This is a genomic window from Hymenobacter seoulensis (assembly GCF_054780535.1).
In genome coordinates this window covers 1,007,582-1,026,291 of the sequence record NZ_BAAGWD010000002.1, presented here as the reverse complement: position 1 = coordinate 1,026,291, position 18,710 = coordinate 1,007,582, and the positions used below count along the sequence as shown (strand labels likewise).

The 18,710-nt window shown below is 55.5% G+C and carries 13 protein-coding genes; 3 read left to right on the top strand and 10 right to left on the bottom strand.

The genetic code is table 11. The annotated features are described in order from the left end of the window. Nucleotides 1-644: 644 nt before the first annotated feature. The gene (locus ACYVHC_RS12255; RefSeq protein WP_460613998.1) at nt 645-2,852 is read right to left on the bottom strand and encodes a protein-disulfide reductase DsbD family protein; all 2,208 of its coding nucleotides are present in this window, start codon (nt 2,850-2,852) and stop codon (nt 645-647) included. Between the two features lie 231 nt (nt 2,853-3,083). Between ACYVHC_RS12255 and ACYVHC_RS12250 the strand changes: the two genes are divergently transcribed. Continuing rightward, the gene (locus ACYVHC_RS12250; protein WP_460613997.1) at nt 3,084-4,415 is read left to right on the top strand and encodes a hemolysin family protein; all 1,332 of its coding nucleotides are present in this window, start codon (nt 3,084-3,086) and stop codon (nt 4,413-4,415) included. A gap of 55 nt (nt 4,416-4,470) precedes the next feature. Here the strand turns inward: ACYVHC_RS12250 and ACYVHC_RS12245 are convergent, their stop codons facing one another. The 7 genes from ACYVHC_RS12245 to ACYVHC_RS12215 all read right to left on the bottom strand — a co-directional run bounded on the left by ACYVHC_RS12245 (nt 4,471) and on the right by ACYVHC_RS12215 (nt 11,325). Further along, nucleotides 4,471-4,989 (bottom strand): gamma carbonic anhydrase family protein, encoded by a 519-nt coding sequence (locus tag ACYVHC_RS12245; RefSeq protein ID WP_460613996.1) that lies wholly within the window; start codon nt 4,987-4,989, stop codon nt 4,471-4,473. Nucleotides 4,990-5,098: 109 nt separating this feature from the next. After that, nucleotides 5,099-6,082: a radical SAM protein gene (locus ACYVHC_RS12240; protein WP_460613995.1), complete on the bottom strand. Its 984-nt coding sequence runs from the start codon at nt 6,080-6,082 to the stop codon at nt 5,099-5,101. 96 nt (nt 6,083-6,178) lie between these two features. Beyond that, nucleotides 6,179-6,940 (bottom strand): endonuclease III domain-containing protein, encoded by a 762-nt coding sequence (locus ACYVHC_RS12235; protein ID WP_460613994.1) that lies wholly within the window; start codon nt 6,938-6,940, stop codon nt 6,179-6,181. Between the two features lie 149 nt (nt 6,941-7,089). Continuing rightward, nucleotides 7,090-7,797, bottom strand: a complete 708-nt coding sequence (locus ACYVHC_RS12230; RefSeq protein WP_460613993.1) for an OmpA family protein — start codon at nt 7,795-7,797, stop codon at nt 7,090-7,092. Nucleotides 7,798-8,173: 376 nt separating this feature from the next. Beyond that, complete coding sequence (locus tag ACYVHC_RS12225) at nt 8,174-8,884, bottom strand: OmpA family protein (protein ID WP_460613992.1); 711 nt, start codon at nt 8,882-8,884, stop codon at nt 8,174-8,176. Nucleotides 8,885-9,144: 260 nt separating this feature from the next. Next, nucleotides 9,145-10,032, bottom strand: coding sequence for an acetyl-CoA carboxylase carboxyltransferase subunit beta (accD, locus tag ACYVHC_RS12220; protein WP_460613991.1), 888 nt, complete (start codon nt 10,030-10,032; stop codon nt 9,145-9,147). 222 nt (nt 10,033-10,254) lie between these two features. Beyond that, nucleotides 10,255-11,325, bottom strand: coding sequence for a class I fructose-bisphosphate aldolase (locus ACYVHC_RS12215; RefSeq protein WP_460613990.1), 1,071 nt, complete (start codon nt 11,323-11,325; stop codon nt 10,255-10,257). A gap of 177 nt (nt 11,326-11,502) precedes the next feature. On the opposite strand from ACYVHC_RS12215, the gene ACYVHC_RS12210 reads away from it, so the two are divergent. Continuing rightward, on the top strand, nt 11,503-12,510 hold the full coding sequence (locus ACYVHC_RS12210; RefSeq protein WP_460613989.1) for an OmpA/MotB family protein: 1,008 nt from the start codon (nt 11,503-11,505) through the stop codon (nt 12,508-12,510). A gap of 432 nt (nt 12,511-12,942) precedes the next feature. Then, on the top strand, nt 12,943-14,034 hold the full coding sequence (locus ACYVHC_RS12205; protein WP_460613988.1) for a hypothetical protein: 1,092 nt from the start codon (nt 12,943-12,945) through the stop codon (nt 14,032-14,034). Between the two features lie 262 nt (nt 14,035-14,296). Here ACYVHC_RS12205 and ACYVHC_RS12200 read toward each other — a convergent pair whose 3' ends face one another. Together ACYVHC_RS12200 and ACYVHC_RS12195 are read right to left on the bottom strand one after the other, a co-directional pair. After that, nucleotides 14,297-17,077 carry a TonB-dependent receptor gene (locus tag ACYVHC_RS12200; RefSeq protein ID WP_460613987.1) on the bottom strand — a complete coding sequence of 927 codons (2,781 nt, stop codon included), beginning with the start codon at nt 17,075-17,077 and terminating at the stop codon, nt 14,297-14,299. Nucleotides 17,078-17,589: 512 nt separating this feature from the next. Next, the gene (locus ACYVHC_RS12195) at nt 17,590-18,621 is read right to left on the bottom strand and encodes an MBL fold metallo-hydrolase (protein ID WP_460613986.1); all 1,032 of its coding nucleotides are present in this window, start codon (nt 18,619-18,621) and stop codon (nt 17,590-17,592) included. Between the last annotated feature and the right edge of the window lie 89 nt (nt 18,622-18,710).

Sequence of the window (18,710 nt, the reverse complement as noted above, 5' to 3'; positions counted from 1 at the left end):
TTAATGACGAGCTACTTTTTTTAAAAAGTATGTAAATTTTAATACAAATGTCTGAAATTATTTTATCACAGCAAGTTAGGCGCTACATTTGTCATAATCCAACGCGAACGGCGGGGGAGAATTTTGACACTGTAGAATGATGAAACTGGCAGACATACCCTCCTCTCTCGGGGGTGGAGATTCGGGAAAAACTGGTCCGGCGGCCGGCTAACCACTCCGTGGAGGTTCGAATCCTTCTTCTACAGCACAAACAGTATTGGGTGGATCATGTGAGGAGGGAAAAACGGGACGTATCTGGGTGGGTACGTTCTGAATCAAGAGGCGGCATCTGGGTGGGTGCCGCCTTTTATTTTTTATTGCCGGTAAGTATTTGCCTGTTCTGGCAAACAGAAGCAGTACTTTCTGAAATCGGCCGCAAAGTTCGCTTTTTCTTATCGGTTAAGCACCCATCTTGGCAAAAAAGCCTTCTCTATTTCTGTTGTGGTCTTTCTCTTTTTGTTACGGCCCGCCTGTGCCTGATTACACAACGCTAGCCTGCTTCTGAAGGTATAATCCTCGCCTTTTTACTAGCCCATTATAGCCCATAAACCAACTGCCCACCCCAGACTTGTATCCGGAGCGGGCAGACCGAGAAGGGGGTGCTATTATCGAGTAGCTAGGGTTTGTTGCTGATAGCGCGCTAGGCCGGCATCCAGAAACTTCACGAAGGCCGTAATATCAGGCTCATAGGCTACGGATGCCGTCAGAGCCAGTGGCTGCTCAGGTGTACTGGCCGGGTCTAGAATTACGTAGTACGGCTGGGCATTCATGTTGAAGCGGCTGATCTGAAAGTCCAGATTTTGCTCGCCCAGCGTTTTCTTTACCCGTTGGTCGCGCGTGGAGGTGTACCACTGGTTTTGGGGCAGCTCGGTTTTGTCATCGGCATAGAGGGCTACTACCACAAACTTTTCGCGCAGGCGCTGCAGCACACGCGGGTCGCTCCACACAGTGGACTCCATTACGCGGCAATTGCCGCAGTTATGGCCCGTAAAATCAACGAAAATAGGCTTCTTCTGCTGGCGGGCACATGCCAGAGCTTCTTCCAGTGTGAAGTACCCTTCCAGGTTGAGCGGCAATTCCAAATCGCCTTGGAAGCGCGGCACGCTGCACAAAGCAGAAGCGGCGGGGTTTGCCGATGCGGTGGGGGTAGCGTTCAGCCAGGCGAAATCCTGGCGGGCCGGCGGCGGTGCCAGCGCCGAAAGGCCGTTCAGAGGCGCGCCAAACAAGCCGGGCACCATATACACCATAAATGAGAATACCAGCGTAGCCAGCAGCAACCGGGGCACGCTTACATGCGAGGTTTCGCTGTCATGGGAAAGCCGGAATTTCCCGAGCAGATATAGGCCCAGTAAACCGGCCAGCACAATCCAGATGGCCAGGAACACCGGCCGCGGCAGCAGCCCCCAGTGGTACGAGAGGTCGGCGGAGCTCAGGAACTTAAACGCCATGCCCAGCTCTACAAAACCTAGCGCTACTTTCAGGGTGTTCAGCCAGCCGCCCGACCGAGGAATCGACTTCAGCCAGGTAGGAAACAAGGCAAACAGCACGAACGGCAGCGCAAAGGCAGTTGAGAACGACAGCATAGCTAGCGTGGGCCGCAGCAGCTCACCATTCGCGGCTGAAATAGCCACCGAGCCCACAATGGGCACGGTACATGAGAACGACACCAGCACCAAAGTAGCCGCCATAAAAAACAGCCCCGACCAGCCGCCTTTGTCGGCTTGGGCATCTACTTTGTTTACTAGGCTGCTAGGGGCATTAATCTCGAAAAGCCCCAGAAACGACATCCCGAAGATGATGAAGATGACGAACGACAGCAGATTGGGCAGCCAGTGGGAGCTGATCAGGTTGGCGGCATCGGCCCCAAACAACAAGCTCAACACCACACCAGCGCCAGTATAAATCCCGATAATCGAGAGACCATAGACGGAGGCTTTGGCAATGGCCTCACTACGGCTGCGGCTGTTGTTGGTGAAGTACGATACCGTCATGGGGAGCATGGGATACACGCAGGGCATGATAACGGCCACCAAACCCGCTCCGAAGGCAATTAGCAAGAACTTCCACAGAGACAGGGCCGTGCCAGCCGGTGTAGCGGCCGATGCTCCCGCCGCAACAGTTCCATCTAATTTGGCAGGCGCTACCACGGCGGCCGCAGTCTGCCCCGAGTCGGGGGCAGGCGCAGCAAGAGCACTAGCTACCGGGGCAGCTTCAACCGCCGTGTCAGTAACTGCGGCCACGGCGCTGCTAGGGGCTACCGCCGGGGCTAGTGCGCCGGTAGTACCGGGGGTAGCGGCGGGCTTGGGCGTAGCGGGTGCGGCAGCAGTGCCAGTTACTTCCAGCGGGCCAAAGCTCAGGGTTTCTTCACCCGGAATGCAACGGCCGTCAATATCGGTGCAGGTCTGAAACTCGGTTTCCGCCGTAATAGTCAGAGCACCGGGCTGCAACACCCGAATGCGCTGCCGAATCTGGCCGGTCTTCTCGAAGTAAGTGATGTCGCCCTTAAATACTTCGTCAAATTTTTTCTTGGTCCCGATGGACGTGGGCTTACCTACCAGCTCGTAAGCCGGGTTCTTGGTAAACGTGAAGGTAAACACGGTGGGCCCCAGATCGGGGTCGAAGTTAGTGGCGTACAGATGCCACTTGTCGTCGATGCGGGCATTAACAATGAGCTCTACTTCCTCCCCCACTTTCACAGAGGATTTACTTACGGCAGCAGAAAGCTTGGTGGGGGTCAGGACCTGGGCCTGAACTCCTAGGGCCGCTAGCAAGGCTAGCAGCAACGGGAGCAAATAAAACGTACGACGAGGCATGAAGTAGAGAAAGAAACGGCAAACGGATGCCGAAAGGAAATACAAAGGTCGGCAGAAACCGCAACAGCTACAGCCAAGAAGTAGTTTTCTGTAGTGAGCTTGAATGCCCCGCAGGCCACTTCCTGGGCTTTTGGGTTATAATAGCGCTCCTCATTCCGAACCGCTTGCGCTGAATGTCGTACTTTTGCCTTACAAAGGAAGGCAGGCCGGTCGAGTCTTGCTTCCGCATCTATGCTCTTAAATATACTTCTTACTGTTCTTCTGGTATTGTTGAACGGGTTTTTCGTGGCGGCAGAATTTGCCATTGTGAAAGTTCGACTCTCCCAGATTGAGTTGAAAGCGCAGACTGGCAACCGGTTTGCCAAAATGACCGAAGGCATCCTGCACAACCTCGACGGCTACTTATCGGCCACCCAGCTAGGTATTACGCTGGCTTCGCTGGGCTTAGGTTGGATTGGCGAGAGTGTGGTTTCTCAGATCATAATTGCCACAGTACACGCGCTGGGCCTGGAAATGACCGATGCTACCGCTCACAGCATTGCCCTGCCTACTTCGTTTGCGCTCATCACCATCCTGCACATTGTGTTTGGGGAGCTGGCGCCCAAATCACTAGCTATCCAGCAGCCCGAAGCCACCAGCATGTTTGTGGCCCTGCCGTTGCGGGTGTTTTATACTGTATTCCGCATTCCTATTGTCGTGCTGAACTGGCTTTCGGGCCTAGTGCTGCGCTTGTTTGGCATTCAGCAAGTATCCGAACACGAAGTACACACCGCCGAAGAGCTGCGCCTGCTAATCGACCAGAGCAAGCAAAGCGGCGAAATTCAGGACTCGGAGCATGAGCTGATTGAGAACGTGTTTCAGTTCAACGACCGAATGGTAAAGCAGATTATGGTGCCGCGCACCAAGCTTTCTGCTATTGACGTGAACACGCCTCAGGATGCCGTGCTGGAAGCCGTATACAACGAAGGCTACTCGCGCATCCCGGTGTACGAGGGCAACATCGACAATATCATCGGCATTCTGTACGTGAAGGATCTGCTCCAGATTATTCGTCGGAGTGAGCCAATTGAACTACAGAAGATTATCCGGCCGGCGTATTTCGTGCCTGAGACCAAGAAGATTAACCGGTTGCTGCGCCAGTTTCAGCGCAAGCACACGCACATGGCCATCGTCAGCGACGAGTTTGGGGGCGTGTCGGGCATTGTCACCATCGAAGACATTATGGAAGAGCTGGTAGGCGAAATCCAGGATGAATACGATAACGAGGTGCCGGTAGTGGAAAAGGTTTCGGAAGCCGAGTATCGCGTAGCCTCGTCTACCGCCATCCCAGATGCTAACGAATACCTCCCTTTCCCCCTACCCGAAGGCGATGACTACGAGACGGTGGGCGGCCTGCTCAACGTGATTTATGGCAACATCCCGGAAGTAGGCGATGTAGCCGTACTCGACAACTACGAGTTTCGGGTATTGAAACGCTCCCGCCGCGCCGTGGAGCTAGTGCAGCTACGCGTAACCACGCAAGCCGAGCGCGACGAAGAGCCATCTGAGGCCTTCGACGCATAAGGAGGGCTAGTACTTCCTCGTCTGTTTCGTTTACGTTTTTTGCTCAGCCTAGCTCCTACTCAGGCGTAAACCACCCGGCGTACATCACATAATTATCGGCGGTGCGCAGCATGTTGGCGCGTTGCTCTTCCGTAACGGGCTTGATTTTACGGGCCGGAATGCCGGCATAGAGGTAGCCTGGCTCGCACTGGGTATTTTCGAGTACTACCGCCCCGGCCGCGATAATGCAGCCAGCCCCCACTACGGCTTGGTCCATCACGATGGCGCCCATCCCAATCAGCACGTCATCTTCTACCGTGCAGCCGTGCACAATGGCTTTGTGGCCGATGCTAACGCGCGAGCCGATAGTAGTAGCGGCCTTGAGGTAGGTGCAGTGAATCACGGCGCCGTCCTGGATGTTCGTTTTTTCGCCGATGCGGATGCTGTTCACATCCCCCCGAATTACGGCGTTAAACCATACCGTGCAGTTAGCGCCTAGTGTCACGTCGCCTACAATGGTAGCGTTTTCGGCCACAAAGCAGTCGGGGCCTAGTTGGGGGTATTTGCCTTGAACTGGAAGAATGAGCGCGGGCATAGGATAGGAAGTGAAGTGGGCGAGCGAGGAATAGCGCGTAGGCGACCGAAGGTGCAACCAGCAACAGTTACTAGGTTGGTTGGATAAACAAACCTAGTGATTTCACCTTTTAGCGCGCCAGCATCCGCTTCCAGGTGCCTTTGTCCCAGTTGTATTTGAGCGTGCTGGGCAGCGCCTGCCAGAAATACTTGCTGGTTTCCACCGCAAAGCTCGGTTGCATGTAGCAATTGATGGTACAGCCTTCGCACTGGGGCAAACGGCCTTCAAGGGCAGCCAACTGCTGTACCGGCGCAGAATTATACAGCCCGAACAGGTCGTTGGCAATTGGGAATTTCTGCTCGCCCAAGTGGTAGCACGGCAGCACCAGCTCATTGCTGGGCGAAATGACCAACGTAGTACTAGCGGCCCGGCACACGGGCGCAGCTACGTGGTTGCCCCCGTCGCGTCGCAACTGAATAAACGCCTCATTCAGGTACACGCCCGGGCGCTTACCGAAATCAGAGAGGTAGTCAAGTTCAGCGGCCGTGAGCTGTTCGCCGGTTTCCACGGTGTTGTACTCAAAGGCCGGGTTCAGAATCAGCACCAGCTTGTTGGGCCGCGTTATTTCTTGGTAGACCTTTTCCAGATCGGCCAGGTTTTCGCGAAACACCGTGAACAGAATATCCGGCCGCTCGCCCAACTCCTTCGCCACCCGGATGCTTTCCAGCACGAAATCAAAGCACGCCACACCGCGACCTTTATCGTGCACTTCTTTCTCTGAAGCATCCAGGGAAAAGTGCAGCATATCCACCTTGCCGCGCAGCTTTTCGGCGTACTTGGGGTAAAGCAGGCAATTGGTGGTTAGCGTTGTGATAAAGCCCATATCATGCGCTAGGCCCACAAACTCATGGATCTGGCGATGCAGGAGCGGCTCACCACCCGTAAAATCTACTACCGATACCCCTAGCCGTTTCAGGTCGCGCAGGTTACGCTCTACATCTTCCAGCTGAATGTAGGGAGAAGGCTTTTCCCAAATGTCGCAGAACGAGCATTTCGCGTTACACCGATAGGTGACGTAGTAATTGCACAGAACCGGATGACGAACAAGACGCATAGGCGGGTAAAGGTACGGCCAGGAAGCGAGTGTGCCTGCAGGGCATTCGATTTGGGCTAGCAGCCAACCTAGCAGCACTTCCGCGACCAAGCAGACCTAGTGTGGCAATGCGCCCCAGGCACTATCCCAGGTAGTGGGGGTTGCTGCCAGGGCCTCCGGAGTAGCCGGGCCGTAATGCTCCAGATAGTAATTACAGAAGCCTTTTAGGGGGCAGCGGGGGCAATCGGGCTTAGTGTAGAGACAAATCTTCTGACCGTGCCAGTAGTTGTGTTTATGAAAGTTAAGCAGGACCAGCGAATCTTTGGGCAGTTGTTCTAGCAGCACTTGGTGCGCTTTGTCAGCAGAGGCTTTCGGCCCGATCATGCCTACGCGCTGGGCAATGCGGTGCACATGCGTATCCACGGGCAGTACGGGCTTGCGAAAGTTGAACAGCAGCACCAAGGACGCTGTTTTCAGTCCAATACCCGGCATATCATTCAGCCACTGCATGCCTTGCTCCGTGGGCCACTCTTCCAGAAAATCGAGGGTAAACTCGCCTCGTTCCGCTTTTATCCGACGCAAAATTTCCTGGATGCGGGGTGCCTGCGTATCGGGCCAGCGGGTAGTACGAATGGCGTGGGCCAGTTCAGCCGTAGGCGCAGCTAGTACGCCTTCCCAATCCCCGAAGGTGTCTAGCATCCGGTCGTAGGCCAGTTCCTCATCGGCGTGGGTGGTGCGGTGTGAGAGTACCGTCGAAATCAGCTCGCGCATGGGTGAGCGGCGCGTGGTTTCTTGGGTAAGCGGCGGATAAAACTCGTTTAATAGCAGATGGTCCTGATTGGTTTTTTCAGCGGGCGGCGAGGTGTAGGTTGTGGGCATAGCAGGTTGTACCGCTCAGGTGGCGCGCAGGTTGCACCCACTCCGGGCTCCTAGGGCACTCCTGACCACAAAATCCATAAAAAAACGGTGGCTCCTTTGCGGGAGCCACCGTTTCTGTTGTCTCAAAAGTAAGGCAGTTGCTCTAATGCTTAGATGGTGCCTTTTTCAGCAGCTTTCTTGAGCTTTTCGTTGGCGAAAATAGCCACCTCTACCCGGCGGTTGGCTACGCGGCCAGCTTCCGTAGAGTTATCGGCAATGGGCTGACGCGAACCGTAGCCCGTTACCGTGAAGCGCGAAGCATCTACGCCTTGCTGCTGGGCATAGTTAGCTACAGCTTGAGCGCGGCGCTGCGAAAGCGGGTTGTTGATAGCGTCGCTGCCGCTGGTGTCGGTGTGGCCTTCTACAATTACGTTGGTGTCGCCGTACTTGATGAGGGTTTTAGCCAGATCCTGAATGTTAGACTGTGCCGTAGCGGTCAGAGCCGACGAGTTCTTAGAGAACAGCAAACCCGAGTCGAAGGTAATTTTGATGCCTTCGCCTACGCGCTCAACCGTAGCGCCAGCCATTTCTTTCCGCAGTTCAGCAGCCTGCTTGTCCATGCGGCGGCCGATAAGAGCTCCACCAGCACCACCCACGGCAGCACCAATAATTGCGCCTTTCGCCGTGCCCGACTTACCGCCAATTACGCGGCCTAGCACTGCACCACCGGCAGCACCACCCAAGCCGCCAATTACAGCGCCTTTTGCGGTTTTGCTCCAGGGTTTTTTAGTAGTCGTTGTGGTTTGGGCTTCCGCGTAGCTGCTGCCTAGTAGCAGCACAGCCAACATCAGCACGAATAAGGAACGTAGATTTTTCATGAGGGCAAGGTTTGAGTGTAGTGGTATGAGGTAAGCGAAAGCCTCAGGGGCAAAGATATCAGGACAACTTTCGTTTGAGGCTTCAGTTCTGGAAAAAGCGTTTTGCAACCACCTTGCCAAAAACGCTCTCTACCACCTCTAAAGTATCAAAACCCCGCGTTAAAAATTACAGCACGCTGTCCATCAATGCGTTTGCTTGCACATTTTACTAGCCCCTGCTCCTGCCCAAACCCTTCGCACCTAAATCACTGACTGATAGCCAGACGCAGTATTTTGAGTTACCGTTATTGATACTTTGTTGCTATCTGGAGGCTAGGGCACAAAAAAAGCCGCCCCAACAGGAGCGGCTTTTCTGAAACTAAAAGCTTGTGTAAGCTTACAGACGGCCTTCTTCGGCGGCCTTCTTCATTTTCTCGTTGGCATAGATGGCAATTTCTACGCGGCGGTTAGCCTGCTTGCCTTCAGCCGTGGTGTTATCCGCAATCGGCTGGCTTGAGCCATAGCCTTTGCTGGTAATACGACCGGCTTCAACGCCTTGCTGCTGGGTGTAGTTAGCAACGGCCTGGGCGCGGCGCTCCGACAGGGGCTGGTTGATGGCGTCCGAGCCGGAAGCATCGGTGTGGCCTTCTACTAGCACGTTGGTGTCGGGGTACTTTTTCAATACCTCAGCCATTTTCTGAATTTCCGTCATCGAAGCAGCACGCAGCTCGCTCTTGTTGGTATCGAAGAGGATGCCCGAGTCGAAGGTAATTTTGATACCCTCGCCTACGCGCTCCACTTTGGCATTTTGCATATCGCGCTGCAGCTCTTCTGCCTGCTTGTCCATACGGCGGCCAATAAGAGCACCACCAGTACCACCCACGGCAGCACCAATAATAGCGCCGGCAGCCGTACCCGACTTACCACCGATTACGCGGCCCAAGATAGCACCTGCTGCAGCACCACCGCCAGCGCCAATCAGGCCACCTTTAGCCGTTTTGCTCATGCCGGTTTTACGCGGGCCGGTGCCGTTGGTGTCAGCTTCCGGAATGTTGGGGTTGCGGGTGCTGGTGCTAGCGCAAGAGCTTACGAAAAGCAGCACAGCCATCAGCAATGTTAGAAGTGAACTACGAGATGTCATGATCTTAAGAAAATAGGTTGAGAGAATGTCGACCGGTTGGTTTTGCAGCTTCTACTGCGGATTAGCGAAAAATGTTCTGCAAATATAGTCCAGTATGGATACTTGCTTCCGTTTACACTAGGGTACCCAATTCGCTTAACCGAAACGCCCCTGCAAACCACCGGACAGGTGGTGCAGGGGCGTTTTCAAAAAGCTTGCCGGAAATGAAGGGCTAGCCGACTAGTGGCTTACTGCTCAACTGTAGCTACCTCACGAGCAGGCACTTCCACTGGCTTTAGCATCTTCAGCAAATCGGTGAGCTTATGTTTGAGCTCTTTCCGGTCCACAATGAAATCAAGAAAGCCGTGCTCTAATACAAACTCAGCACTCTGGAAACCCTTGGGCAAATCTTTCCCGATGGTTTCTTTGATAACACGCGGGCCGGCAAAGCCAATCAGGGCGCCAGGTTCGGCAATGTTAAAGTCGCCGAGCATGGCGAAAGAAGCCGTAACACCGCCCGTAGTAGGGTCGGTCAGCAGTGAGATGTACGGGATGCCAGCTTCGGAGAGCAACGCCAGCTTGGCTGAGGTTTTGGCCATCTGCATCAACGAGTAGCCAGCTTCCATCATGCGGGCCCCGCCGGAGCGCGAAATCATGAGGAAGGGTAGCCGGTTTTGGCGGGCATAGTCAATGGCGCGGGCAATCTTCTCCCCTACTACTGAGCCCATCGAGCCACCAATGAATTTGAAATCCATAGCGGCTACTACCAAACCCAGGCCGTTCATCTGGCCATGCGCCGAGCGCACGGCATCTTTCAGGCCCGTGTTTTTCTCGGTGGCCGCTACGCGCTGGGGGTAGGCTTTGGTGTCGACAAAGTTCAGGGGGTCAGCCGAGCGCAGGTCGGCGTCTAGTTCCTGGTACTCATGGTTGTCGAACAGGAAGTCGAAGTAATCCGCGGCATCTAGCCGGTCGTGGTAGCCGCAGCTACCACAGGTAGCTAACAGGCGCTTGTGCTCGGCCATGGTAGCTACGTGCTTACACTCAGGGCATTTGTACCACAGGCCGTCGGGGGTCTCCTTTTTTTGTTCCGTCGGCGTGACGATGCCTTTCTCTTTGCGCTTAAACCAGGAGGACATATTTCTGTGAGATGCTTGGGTCGATGAGAGGAGCAGAAGGAAGCTAGCCGAAGCCAGATTTAGAGTTCTTCCGTGCTGCAAGTTACGGCAGAATGCAAAAGTGCGAAATGCGAATGAAAGGTACGTACCCGGCAACGAAACAGGCAACTGCAGGCACTTTATCTACGCAAGTAGCCCTCTGCCAGCCCCTAACAACGGTTCTGCTTACTTAAGGTATGTTTACTAGCCCTTGCTTCCTGGTGAAGCCAACGTAATCAAATCATCAAGATACACATCCTGAATGGCATGTAGCAGCTCTACTCCTTCGGCGAAGGGCCGCTGAAAGGCCTTACGGCCGGAAATAAGTCCTTGCCCGCCAGCGCGCTTGTTGATAATGGCCGTCCGGATGGCGACTTGCCGGTCGCCGGCACCTAGGCTTTCGCCGCCAGAGTTAATCAGGCCAATGCGGCCCATGTAGCAGTTGGCCACTTGGTAGCGCGTCAGGTCAATGGGGTTGTCGGAGGAAAGCTGCTCGTACATGGCCGGGTGCGTTTTGCCAAACTGGAGCGTGCTGAAGCCGCCGTTATTTTCAGGCAGCTTCTGCTTGATAATATCGGCCCCGATGGTGACGCCCAAATGGTTGGCTTGCCCAGTGAGGTCAGCCGACACGTGAAAGTCCTTATCCTTGGTTTTAAAGGCGTTATTGCGCGTGTAGCACCATAGCACGGTAGCCATGCCTAGCTCGTGGGCACGCTCAAAGGCCGCCGCTATTTCCTGAATCTGCCTCCGGGATTCCTCCGAACCAAAATAAATGGTAGCCCCTACCGCCACCGCTCCCAGGTTCCAGGCTTCTTCCACGGAGCCAAACAGAATCTGGTCGTAGGTATTGGGGTAGCTCAGCAGCTCATTATGGTTGATTTTAACCAGAAACGGAATCTTGTGAGCGTAGCACCGCGCTACCGTGCCAAAGGTGCCAAACGTGGTTGCTACGGCATTGCAATTGCCTTCCAGCGCCAGCTTAATGATGTTCTCCGGATCGAAGTACATGGGGTTTGGCCCAAAGGAAGCGCCGGCCGTGTGCTCAATTCCCTGGTCGACGGGCAGAATGCTGAGGTAGCCGGTGCCGCCTAGTCGCCCATGGTTGTAAAGCTGCCCCAGGCTCCGGAGTACCTGCGGGGTGCGGCTGGATGGCACAAAGCAACGGTCCAGAAAATCGGGCCCGGGAAGGTGCAGTTGCTCTTTTGGGATAGTGTGGCATGCGTGCTCCAGCAACGCAGTGGTTTCGGCAGGAAGTCCTTCGAGGATAGACGCCATGGGCTGAACGGGTTAGAGTAACGATGAGCAGGTAGCAGCTACGTTAAATATAGCGTGAAAGCTGGCTTTGCCGCGGCGCCTAGGGTAGCACATCCGGCGAAGGTGCTGTACCTTGCCGCGAGAAAACCGGGCAGTTGAGCCGGCTTTCCGTTGTTGCACTTACTCCGCGTACTTTCTGTGAAAAACTTTTCTACTCTGGCGGTTTGCGCCCTTCTGGCCTCTGCCGCGCTGCCAGGCTGCGTGGCCTCTAAGAAATACGACGACCTAAGAGCCCGCCAAACCGCTACCGAACAAGCCAAAGCCGACCTGGAACGCCAGCAGCGCCAAGCGGTATCAGAGCTGAAAAAAGCCTCCGATGAGCTAGCCGAGCTGCGCCTGCAAAGCCGCCGCCTCATTGATGACTCGACTGAAACAGGCCGCAGCCTGCGCCGCACGCGCCAGCTCAATGCCCAGCTCACGGACTCGTATGACAAGCTGCTTAAAAACTCAGACCGCGCCATGGCCGACAAATCGGCCGACTATAATAAGGTAGCCAAGGACCTAGCCCGCCGCGAAGCCGAGCTAGGCGAGCTAGACACTAGCCTGCGGAAAAGCCGCGCCGACATCGATAAGCTCAACGCCGACCTCACCGCCCGCGAAGCCCGCCTAAAGGAGCTACAAAAAGCACTGGCCGATAAAGACAAAGCCGTGGACGACCTCAAGGCCAGCGTAAGCAACGCCCTGCGCGGCTTCCAAGGCACCGATTTGCAGGTCAAGATGAAGGATGGCAAAGTGTACGTGTCGCTTTCGGAACAGCTGCTGTTCAAAACCGGCTCTACCAAAGTTGACCCCAAAGGCCAGGAGGCACTAAAGCAGCTAGCCGTGGTGCTCCAGCAACAGCCCGATGTGAATGTGGTGGTAGAAGGCCACACCGATAACGTACCGTTCAGCCGGCCCGCCGGCGCCATGCAGGATAACTGGGACCTGAGCGTGCTGCGCGCCACCGAAATTGCCCGGTTGCTCACCTCGGGAGGAGTAGCGCCCGACCGCGTTACGGCCTCCGGACGCTCGCAGTTTGTGCCCGTAGCCGCCAACGACTCACCCGCTAATAAGGCCCTGAATCGCCGCACCGAAATCATTCTCACGCCCAAACTCAACGAGCTGCTCAAGATTCTAGACAGCAACTCTACCGCCGGCGGCAAGTAGGCTTGGGGCACTTCCTATAAAAGAGCGGAGCCAGCATGTCTGGCTCCGCTCTTTTGGTATATTGCCATATCTTATTTCTTTACTAATCTGAAACTTATGAAAAATATTATCCTTCGATTCTGGTTACTACTGCTGGGCGGGCTGCTGGTATCTACCCACGCTTGGGCCACGCACGCCGCTGGAGGTGAAATTCTGTATGAGCCTATTGCTGGTTCAGCAGACCGTTACCACATCAAGGTCCGGTTGTTTAGAACGGAAGGACCCGGAGTCGCTGACTTTGGAGGATCAATTTCCTTGCATTGCACCAAGAATAGTTGCGATGCTGCTTCTGCCGGAAGCTTTGTTGTAAACCTACCCCGTACGAAAGTCATCTCTCTTGATGCCATCAGGTGTGGGATATATTTAGATGAAGCAAGTGTTTTCGAGGGGGATGTGACGTTGCCGCCTGGCCGTTGGCTGCTGAGTACATGGCAGATAAACCGCTCACCAGCTATTCTCAACATAAACCAGGCAATCCAGCACAGCCAGCATATTGAGTCGTTTCTGGATAACTCTAGCGGCTTGGTAAATTCCTCTCCCAAGTTCACCTCCTACAAGCTGCCGTATCTGAGCGGCAATCAGGTTCACCAGTACAGCTCCAGCGCCTTTGACATAGACGGCGACTCGTTGGTTTATCAGATTGTGGCGCCACGAGAAAACACTGCAGCATCGGAACAGCAGTTCGCTTGCAGCACTGAAATCCCAAATTATTCGGCGGCTCCTCATTTTACTATAGATGCTGCTACGGGTGCGCTGCTTCCTACTTCAGCAGCTTTAGTACTAGGCGATTATGTGCTGCCCGTTCGGGTAGATGAATACCGAAAGCTCAACAACGTCTGGACGAAGATTGGCAGCGTAACCCGCGACCAGATGTATCGGGCCTATACCAGTTCCAGCCTCAACCCTACGTTTACTGGCCTTACCGTGAACAACGGCACTACGGCTCAACCGCTTGAACAGGTCATTCGGGTGAACCCAGGCCAGAAAGTATCCCTGACGCTTACCGCGTCTGATGCTGATGCGGGCCAGAAACTTCGCTTCGTAAGTGATGCTCCTGAGGTAGTTCCCGGTGCCACGTTGCAAACCCTGAACGCCACCCAGGCTCGCCTAACCTGGACTGTACCGAGCACCCTTCCGATGGGCCGATACCGCCTCGCGGTAGGAGTAGCCGATGATAGCTGCCCTCTTAATGCCAGCGAAGTACGCACCATTACATTCCTAGTGACCAACCAAATATTGGGTGCTACTACCCCTAGGCCACTTCTTCTGCCGGCCAGCCCCAATCCATTTCATACCCAGGTGTCCTTCCAGATAGCCAAGCCGCAACCCGTAACGGTACTTGATGGCCTGGGCCGCGTTATTGCTCTCCTTACAAGCCGCCCCGATGGTACCGTTACCTGGCAACCCGCTGAAACAGTAAATGCCGGCCTATACTTCGCCCGAACCGCCGATGGTAAGCAATTGGTAAGGCTAGTACGTGAGTAACGTTACGAAACCCCTAAACAAAAGCGCCGACTCCTGAGAGTCGGCGCTTTTGTTTGTAAAGTAGCCTAGGCCGTTTAAAGTGTGTAAGCAGGATTCCATAAAATGACACGTACAGTTAACCCGTAAAGCCGAGCGACGAGAGTTATTCAAGGAAAACCCCTCTGCTTAGCTGAAACGACACGGGTGGCCTGGAAGTAAAAAGCCGCCCCTGCGGTTGCAGAAGCGGCTTTGCACAAAGCATGTGCCTAAGCAAATGACCTACTTAGAGTGAGAAATTCACGCGCCCGAAATAGAAAGCTCCGCTGTACCCAAATTGGTTGGAGCTGTACTGAAAGCGGCCGCGGTTGGTAGCATCAAGGGTGCTATAAGCCAGGCTCTGCTCATTGTTGTTAGGATCCTGATAGAGGCGGTCAGGGTATACATTGAACAGGTTGTTCACGCCCACACTTAGGCTCAGGTTCTTAATAACCTGGGCACTGAGTACCAAATCCGTTACCCATTTTGCCGAGAACGTCTGGTCGATGAAGGCGCGGTCGGGGTTGCTGTCCTTGGTTTGCACCTCTCCAAAGCGCACCGTCCGTAGGTTGGCACTGAATATTTTGTAGGCGTAGTCGGCGCTCAGGTTGATTTTGCTGCGGGGCTGGCCATTGGTCAGGCGGGCCCGCTGAGCGCGGTCGAACAACGTGTTCTGCAACGCAGGATTTGCATCAATAATAAATGAGCTATTGAAGCCGCGCACGGTGGTTTCGTTGAAGTTGGCTGCGGCCGTCAGGCTCAGGCGACTATCGGGGCCCAGGTTCAGGCGCTCATTAGCTACTACATCGAGGCCGCGGGTGCGGGTGTTCACGGCGTTAGCAAAGAACTGGATGCCCTGCACAGGCAATGTGCCCAGAATCTGGTTTACGGTGGCGTTGCCGCGGTTGTACTGGCTGCTGAGCACAATCCGGTCATCAATGTCAATCTGATACGCGTCCACGGTCAGCGTAATCGTGCGGAGTACCCGTGCCGTGAGGCCCAAGCTGTAGTTTTTCGACTTTTCCTGCTTTAGAGGGCCGATACCAAAGGCGCGCGTTAGGGGGTTGTCGTTGTTGGTGGTCAGTACTTCGCGCAGTTCGCCGCTGGTAAACTGGGTGCTGGAGTTGGTGAAGTAGCGCTGCTGCAGAGAAGGCGCCCGGAAGCCATTGCCGATGTTGCCGCGCACTGCCAAATCGGGCAGGATGCTGTAACGGGCGGCCAGCTTGCCACTTACGTTGTTGCCAAAGTCGCTGTAGCGCTCAGCGCGGCCGGCCACGCTCACCAGCAGCTTTTCCGTGATGTCGCTTTCCAAGTCAATGTACCCGGCCACGTTGTTGCGGGAGCGGTCGGTAGCATCAGAAGGGCGGTAGCCAGCAAAGCCCTGCGAGCCAGCTGAGGCATAGGTAGCGGCCGTATTGCCGCTGGCCGGTGTAATCACCCGACCCTGCTCATTGATGCCGTTGGCGTACGAACCGGTTTCACCAGCTTTAATCTGGAAGTTATCTACCCGGTACTCGCCACCAAACGCCACGTTCAGGGTGCTGAGTACGGGTACGCTGGTGAATTTGCGCGAGAAGCCTAAGTTCACGGTGTTCTGCTGAAACACAAGCGTGCCCGCGTAGAACTCCGTCGGGCTGGTGCCCAGCGGCAGCGAGGCGTTCAGCGTGTTGGTAATGTCGTAGCGCAAGCTATTGCGGCCGAAGGTATTGCTTAGATCAGCCTGGAAACCCAGGACATTACCACGCAGACCGGTAATAATCGACTGGTCATCGACGGTACTGTTAATAAAAGGCAGGAAGCCGTTCGGATAGATGCTTAGGTCGATTTGCGTGGTTTGGGTAGGTAGGCGGTAGAGTGCCCCACCCTTGCCCGTGCGCCGCGTGATACCACCAGCTATGTAAGCCTCTAGGCCACTGGCCGGGGCCAACGTATAGGCCGCATTCAGAAAGCCCCCGTAGGTGCGAGTGTCCGAAGCGCCCACCCGAATATTGCGGCGGTTGAAGCCATTTTGGGCAATCAGGGCGTCATCCTCAGCTTTGAGCGCGCGCTTTTGGTCGTTGGAGAGACCCGCAGGATAGTTGCCACTGCTGGTACCTTTATAGATGAGGGGTGCCGTGTCGCGGCCGCTGCGGTCGAAGTAGCTGCGGTTGCTGAACTGTCCGCTTACATCTACAAAGCCCCGACGCCCCAGCCCGAAACCCGTATTGGCATCGGCCTGAAATAAATCACCGTCGCCTTCTACCGTCTGGCCTACGGTGCTGCTGGCCTGTACGCCGGTAGTGTCGTCTTTGAGCTGGATGTTGATGACGCCGGCAATGGCATCGGAGCCATACTGGGCGGCTGCACCTTCGCGCAGCACCTCAATGCGCTTGATAGCTGCCGGCGGAATCACGTTCATATCAGTGCCCACGGAGCCGCGGCCGGGCGTGCCATTGATGTTGACTAGCGCCGAGGTGTGGCGGCGTTTGCCATTCACCAGCACCAGTACCTGGTCGGGTCCCAGGCCGCGCAGGGTAGCCGGGTCCACGAAGTCGGTGCCGTCTGTTACGGTCTGGCGGGTGCTCTGGAAGGAAGGTGCGATGTACGTCAGGATCTGCGTAACGTCGGTTTGGGCGTAGGCCTTGATTTCGCGGGCCGAAATAACATCAACGGGCGAGGTGGTCAGGATGTTGGAGCGGCCTTCTGTAGCGCGCGAGCCAGTTACTACTACCTCGTTCAGCGCGGTTTCATTATCAGCCAGGCGCACCTCCAGGCTAGTGCGGCCGTTCAGCGGAATCTGTTGGGTGGTGGAGCCAATAGCAGAAACCACCAAGGTAGCGGCCGGCGAAACGCTTAAGCTGAAGCGGCCATCCGCATCGGTGCTGGTGCCATTGTTGGTGCCGCGCTCCAGTACCGTAACGCCCGGTTGGCCTTGGCCGGCGGTATTCGTTACGCGGCCCGTTACGGCCACATTTTGGGCAACGGCGGCAAAGCTCGACAGCGACACTGCCGTAACCAGCCCTATTCGAGCGGAGAATAAATTTTTCATATCAAAAAGCAAAAAGAAACGAGTGCGAAGGCCACTAGGCCAACCTAAGTGGCCTAGTGGCAGATTTTAACTTTACTAGCTTGTAGTTCTGTGCAGTACAACAGCGCCCCCACGGGCACCCCACCACTATCTCACCGGAGCTTACAGAAAGGCTTCATTCGTGCATACGCACAACGGCGCCCAAAAGCTGATAGCGTTTAGCTACGAAAAGCAACCCCAGAAACTGAGAGGAATAAGGCGGCGCAACTGCCGCCACGCTGCTTAACGGCAGCCTTCTAGGCTAACAACAGCAACAACACCCAACCGCAGCCGCGCAAACACACGCTGGCTCAACCGTGTTGGGAGTAGAAAAGCAGGTAGCATTCAGCCGATGTTTCTGCACGTAGCAGGCGGCTGAGAAGATATTTTTCACGCGGCAAAAGTAAAATAGCTGGTCCAAAAAAGCATACGGCATTTCTTCGGCACAGGATATCAACTACAGATAAGCCAGGATTTTGTTTTGCAGGTGTTTTTTACTGCTCAGCTACTAGTACTGGGCTTGAGGCACCTACTACCTCCCCACGGTAGGCAGCCCACCACCTTTCGGGCAGCACTCCATCTGCCACATTCACTCGCTGCCCAGGTGCGGGAAGCAGCAACGGTACTTTCGGGCCAGCGGCGGCTACTAGCCGATCGGCGGGCTCGTGCCAGCTATGGAAAGCGAGGTTAAATGTGGCCCAGTGCAAGGGCAGTAGCGCCCCGCCGCCTAGGGCCTGGTGCGCCACCAAGGCCTCGTCGGGACCCATATGGATATCGGCCCACTGGTCGTCGTAGGCACCTATTTCCAACATTACTAACTGAAAGGGGCCATACGCCTCCCCTATTTCGCGAAAACCCTCTTCATAGGGCCCTGAGTCGCCGCCGAAGAAGGCGCGGTGCGTGGGGCCGAGCACACACCACGAGGCCCACAACGTATCGTCGCGGGTGAGGCCGCGGCCGGAAAAGTGACGGGCCGGGGTAGCCACCAATGTGTGCGTATCGCCTATTTTAACTTCCTGCCACCAGTCTAGCTCGGTTATTTGGGTAGCCGGCACGCCCCAGCGGCGCAAGTGTTTGCCTACTCCCAGCGGGCAAAAAAACGGCACACCGGTCGGCATCAAGGCTCGGATGGCCTCTTTATCGAGGTGGTCGTAGTGGTCGTGCGAAATCAGAACGCCGTCGAGGGTTGGCAGCTCGGACAGGGCTAGTGGCGGCGCGAAGAAGCGCTTAGGTCCTATAGCTACCGGCGACGCCCGCAGGCGCCAGACGGGGTCAGTCAGGAATCGTTTGCCATCGAGCTCTACTAGGGTGCTCGAGTGCCCAAACCACGTTACCCGCAGCGCGCTGGCCGACACGGGCTCCTGCAAAGTCGCAACATCAGCGCGGAACGGGCCTAGTGGGCTGCGAGGCTCCCGCTCTTCCTTACCCGTAAGCCACCGCCGCATCATCCGCCCGTAATCGGCCGACATGCTGGTGGGAATGGTGTTCAGATACTTTTTGCCCGTAAAGCGGGAAGGTGTTTTCATAGCTACTAGGCAGGGAAACTACTTAAACCGCCTGCAACTGTTGACGCAGAGCCCAGCCGTTTACTTTACTTTCCTAGGTAATAACTCGG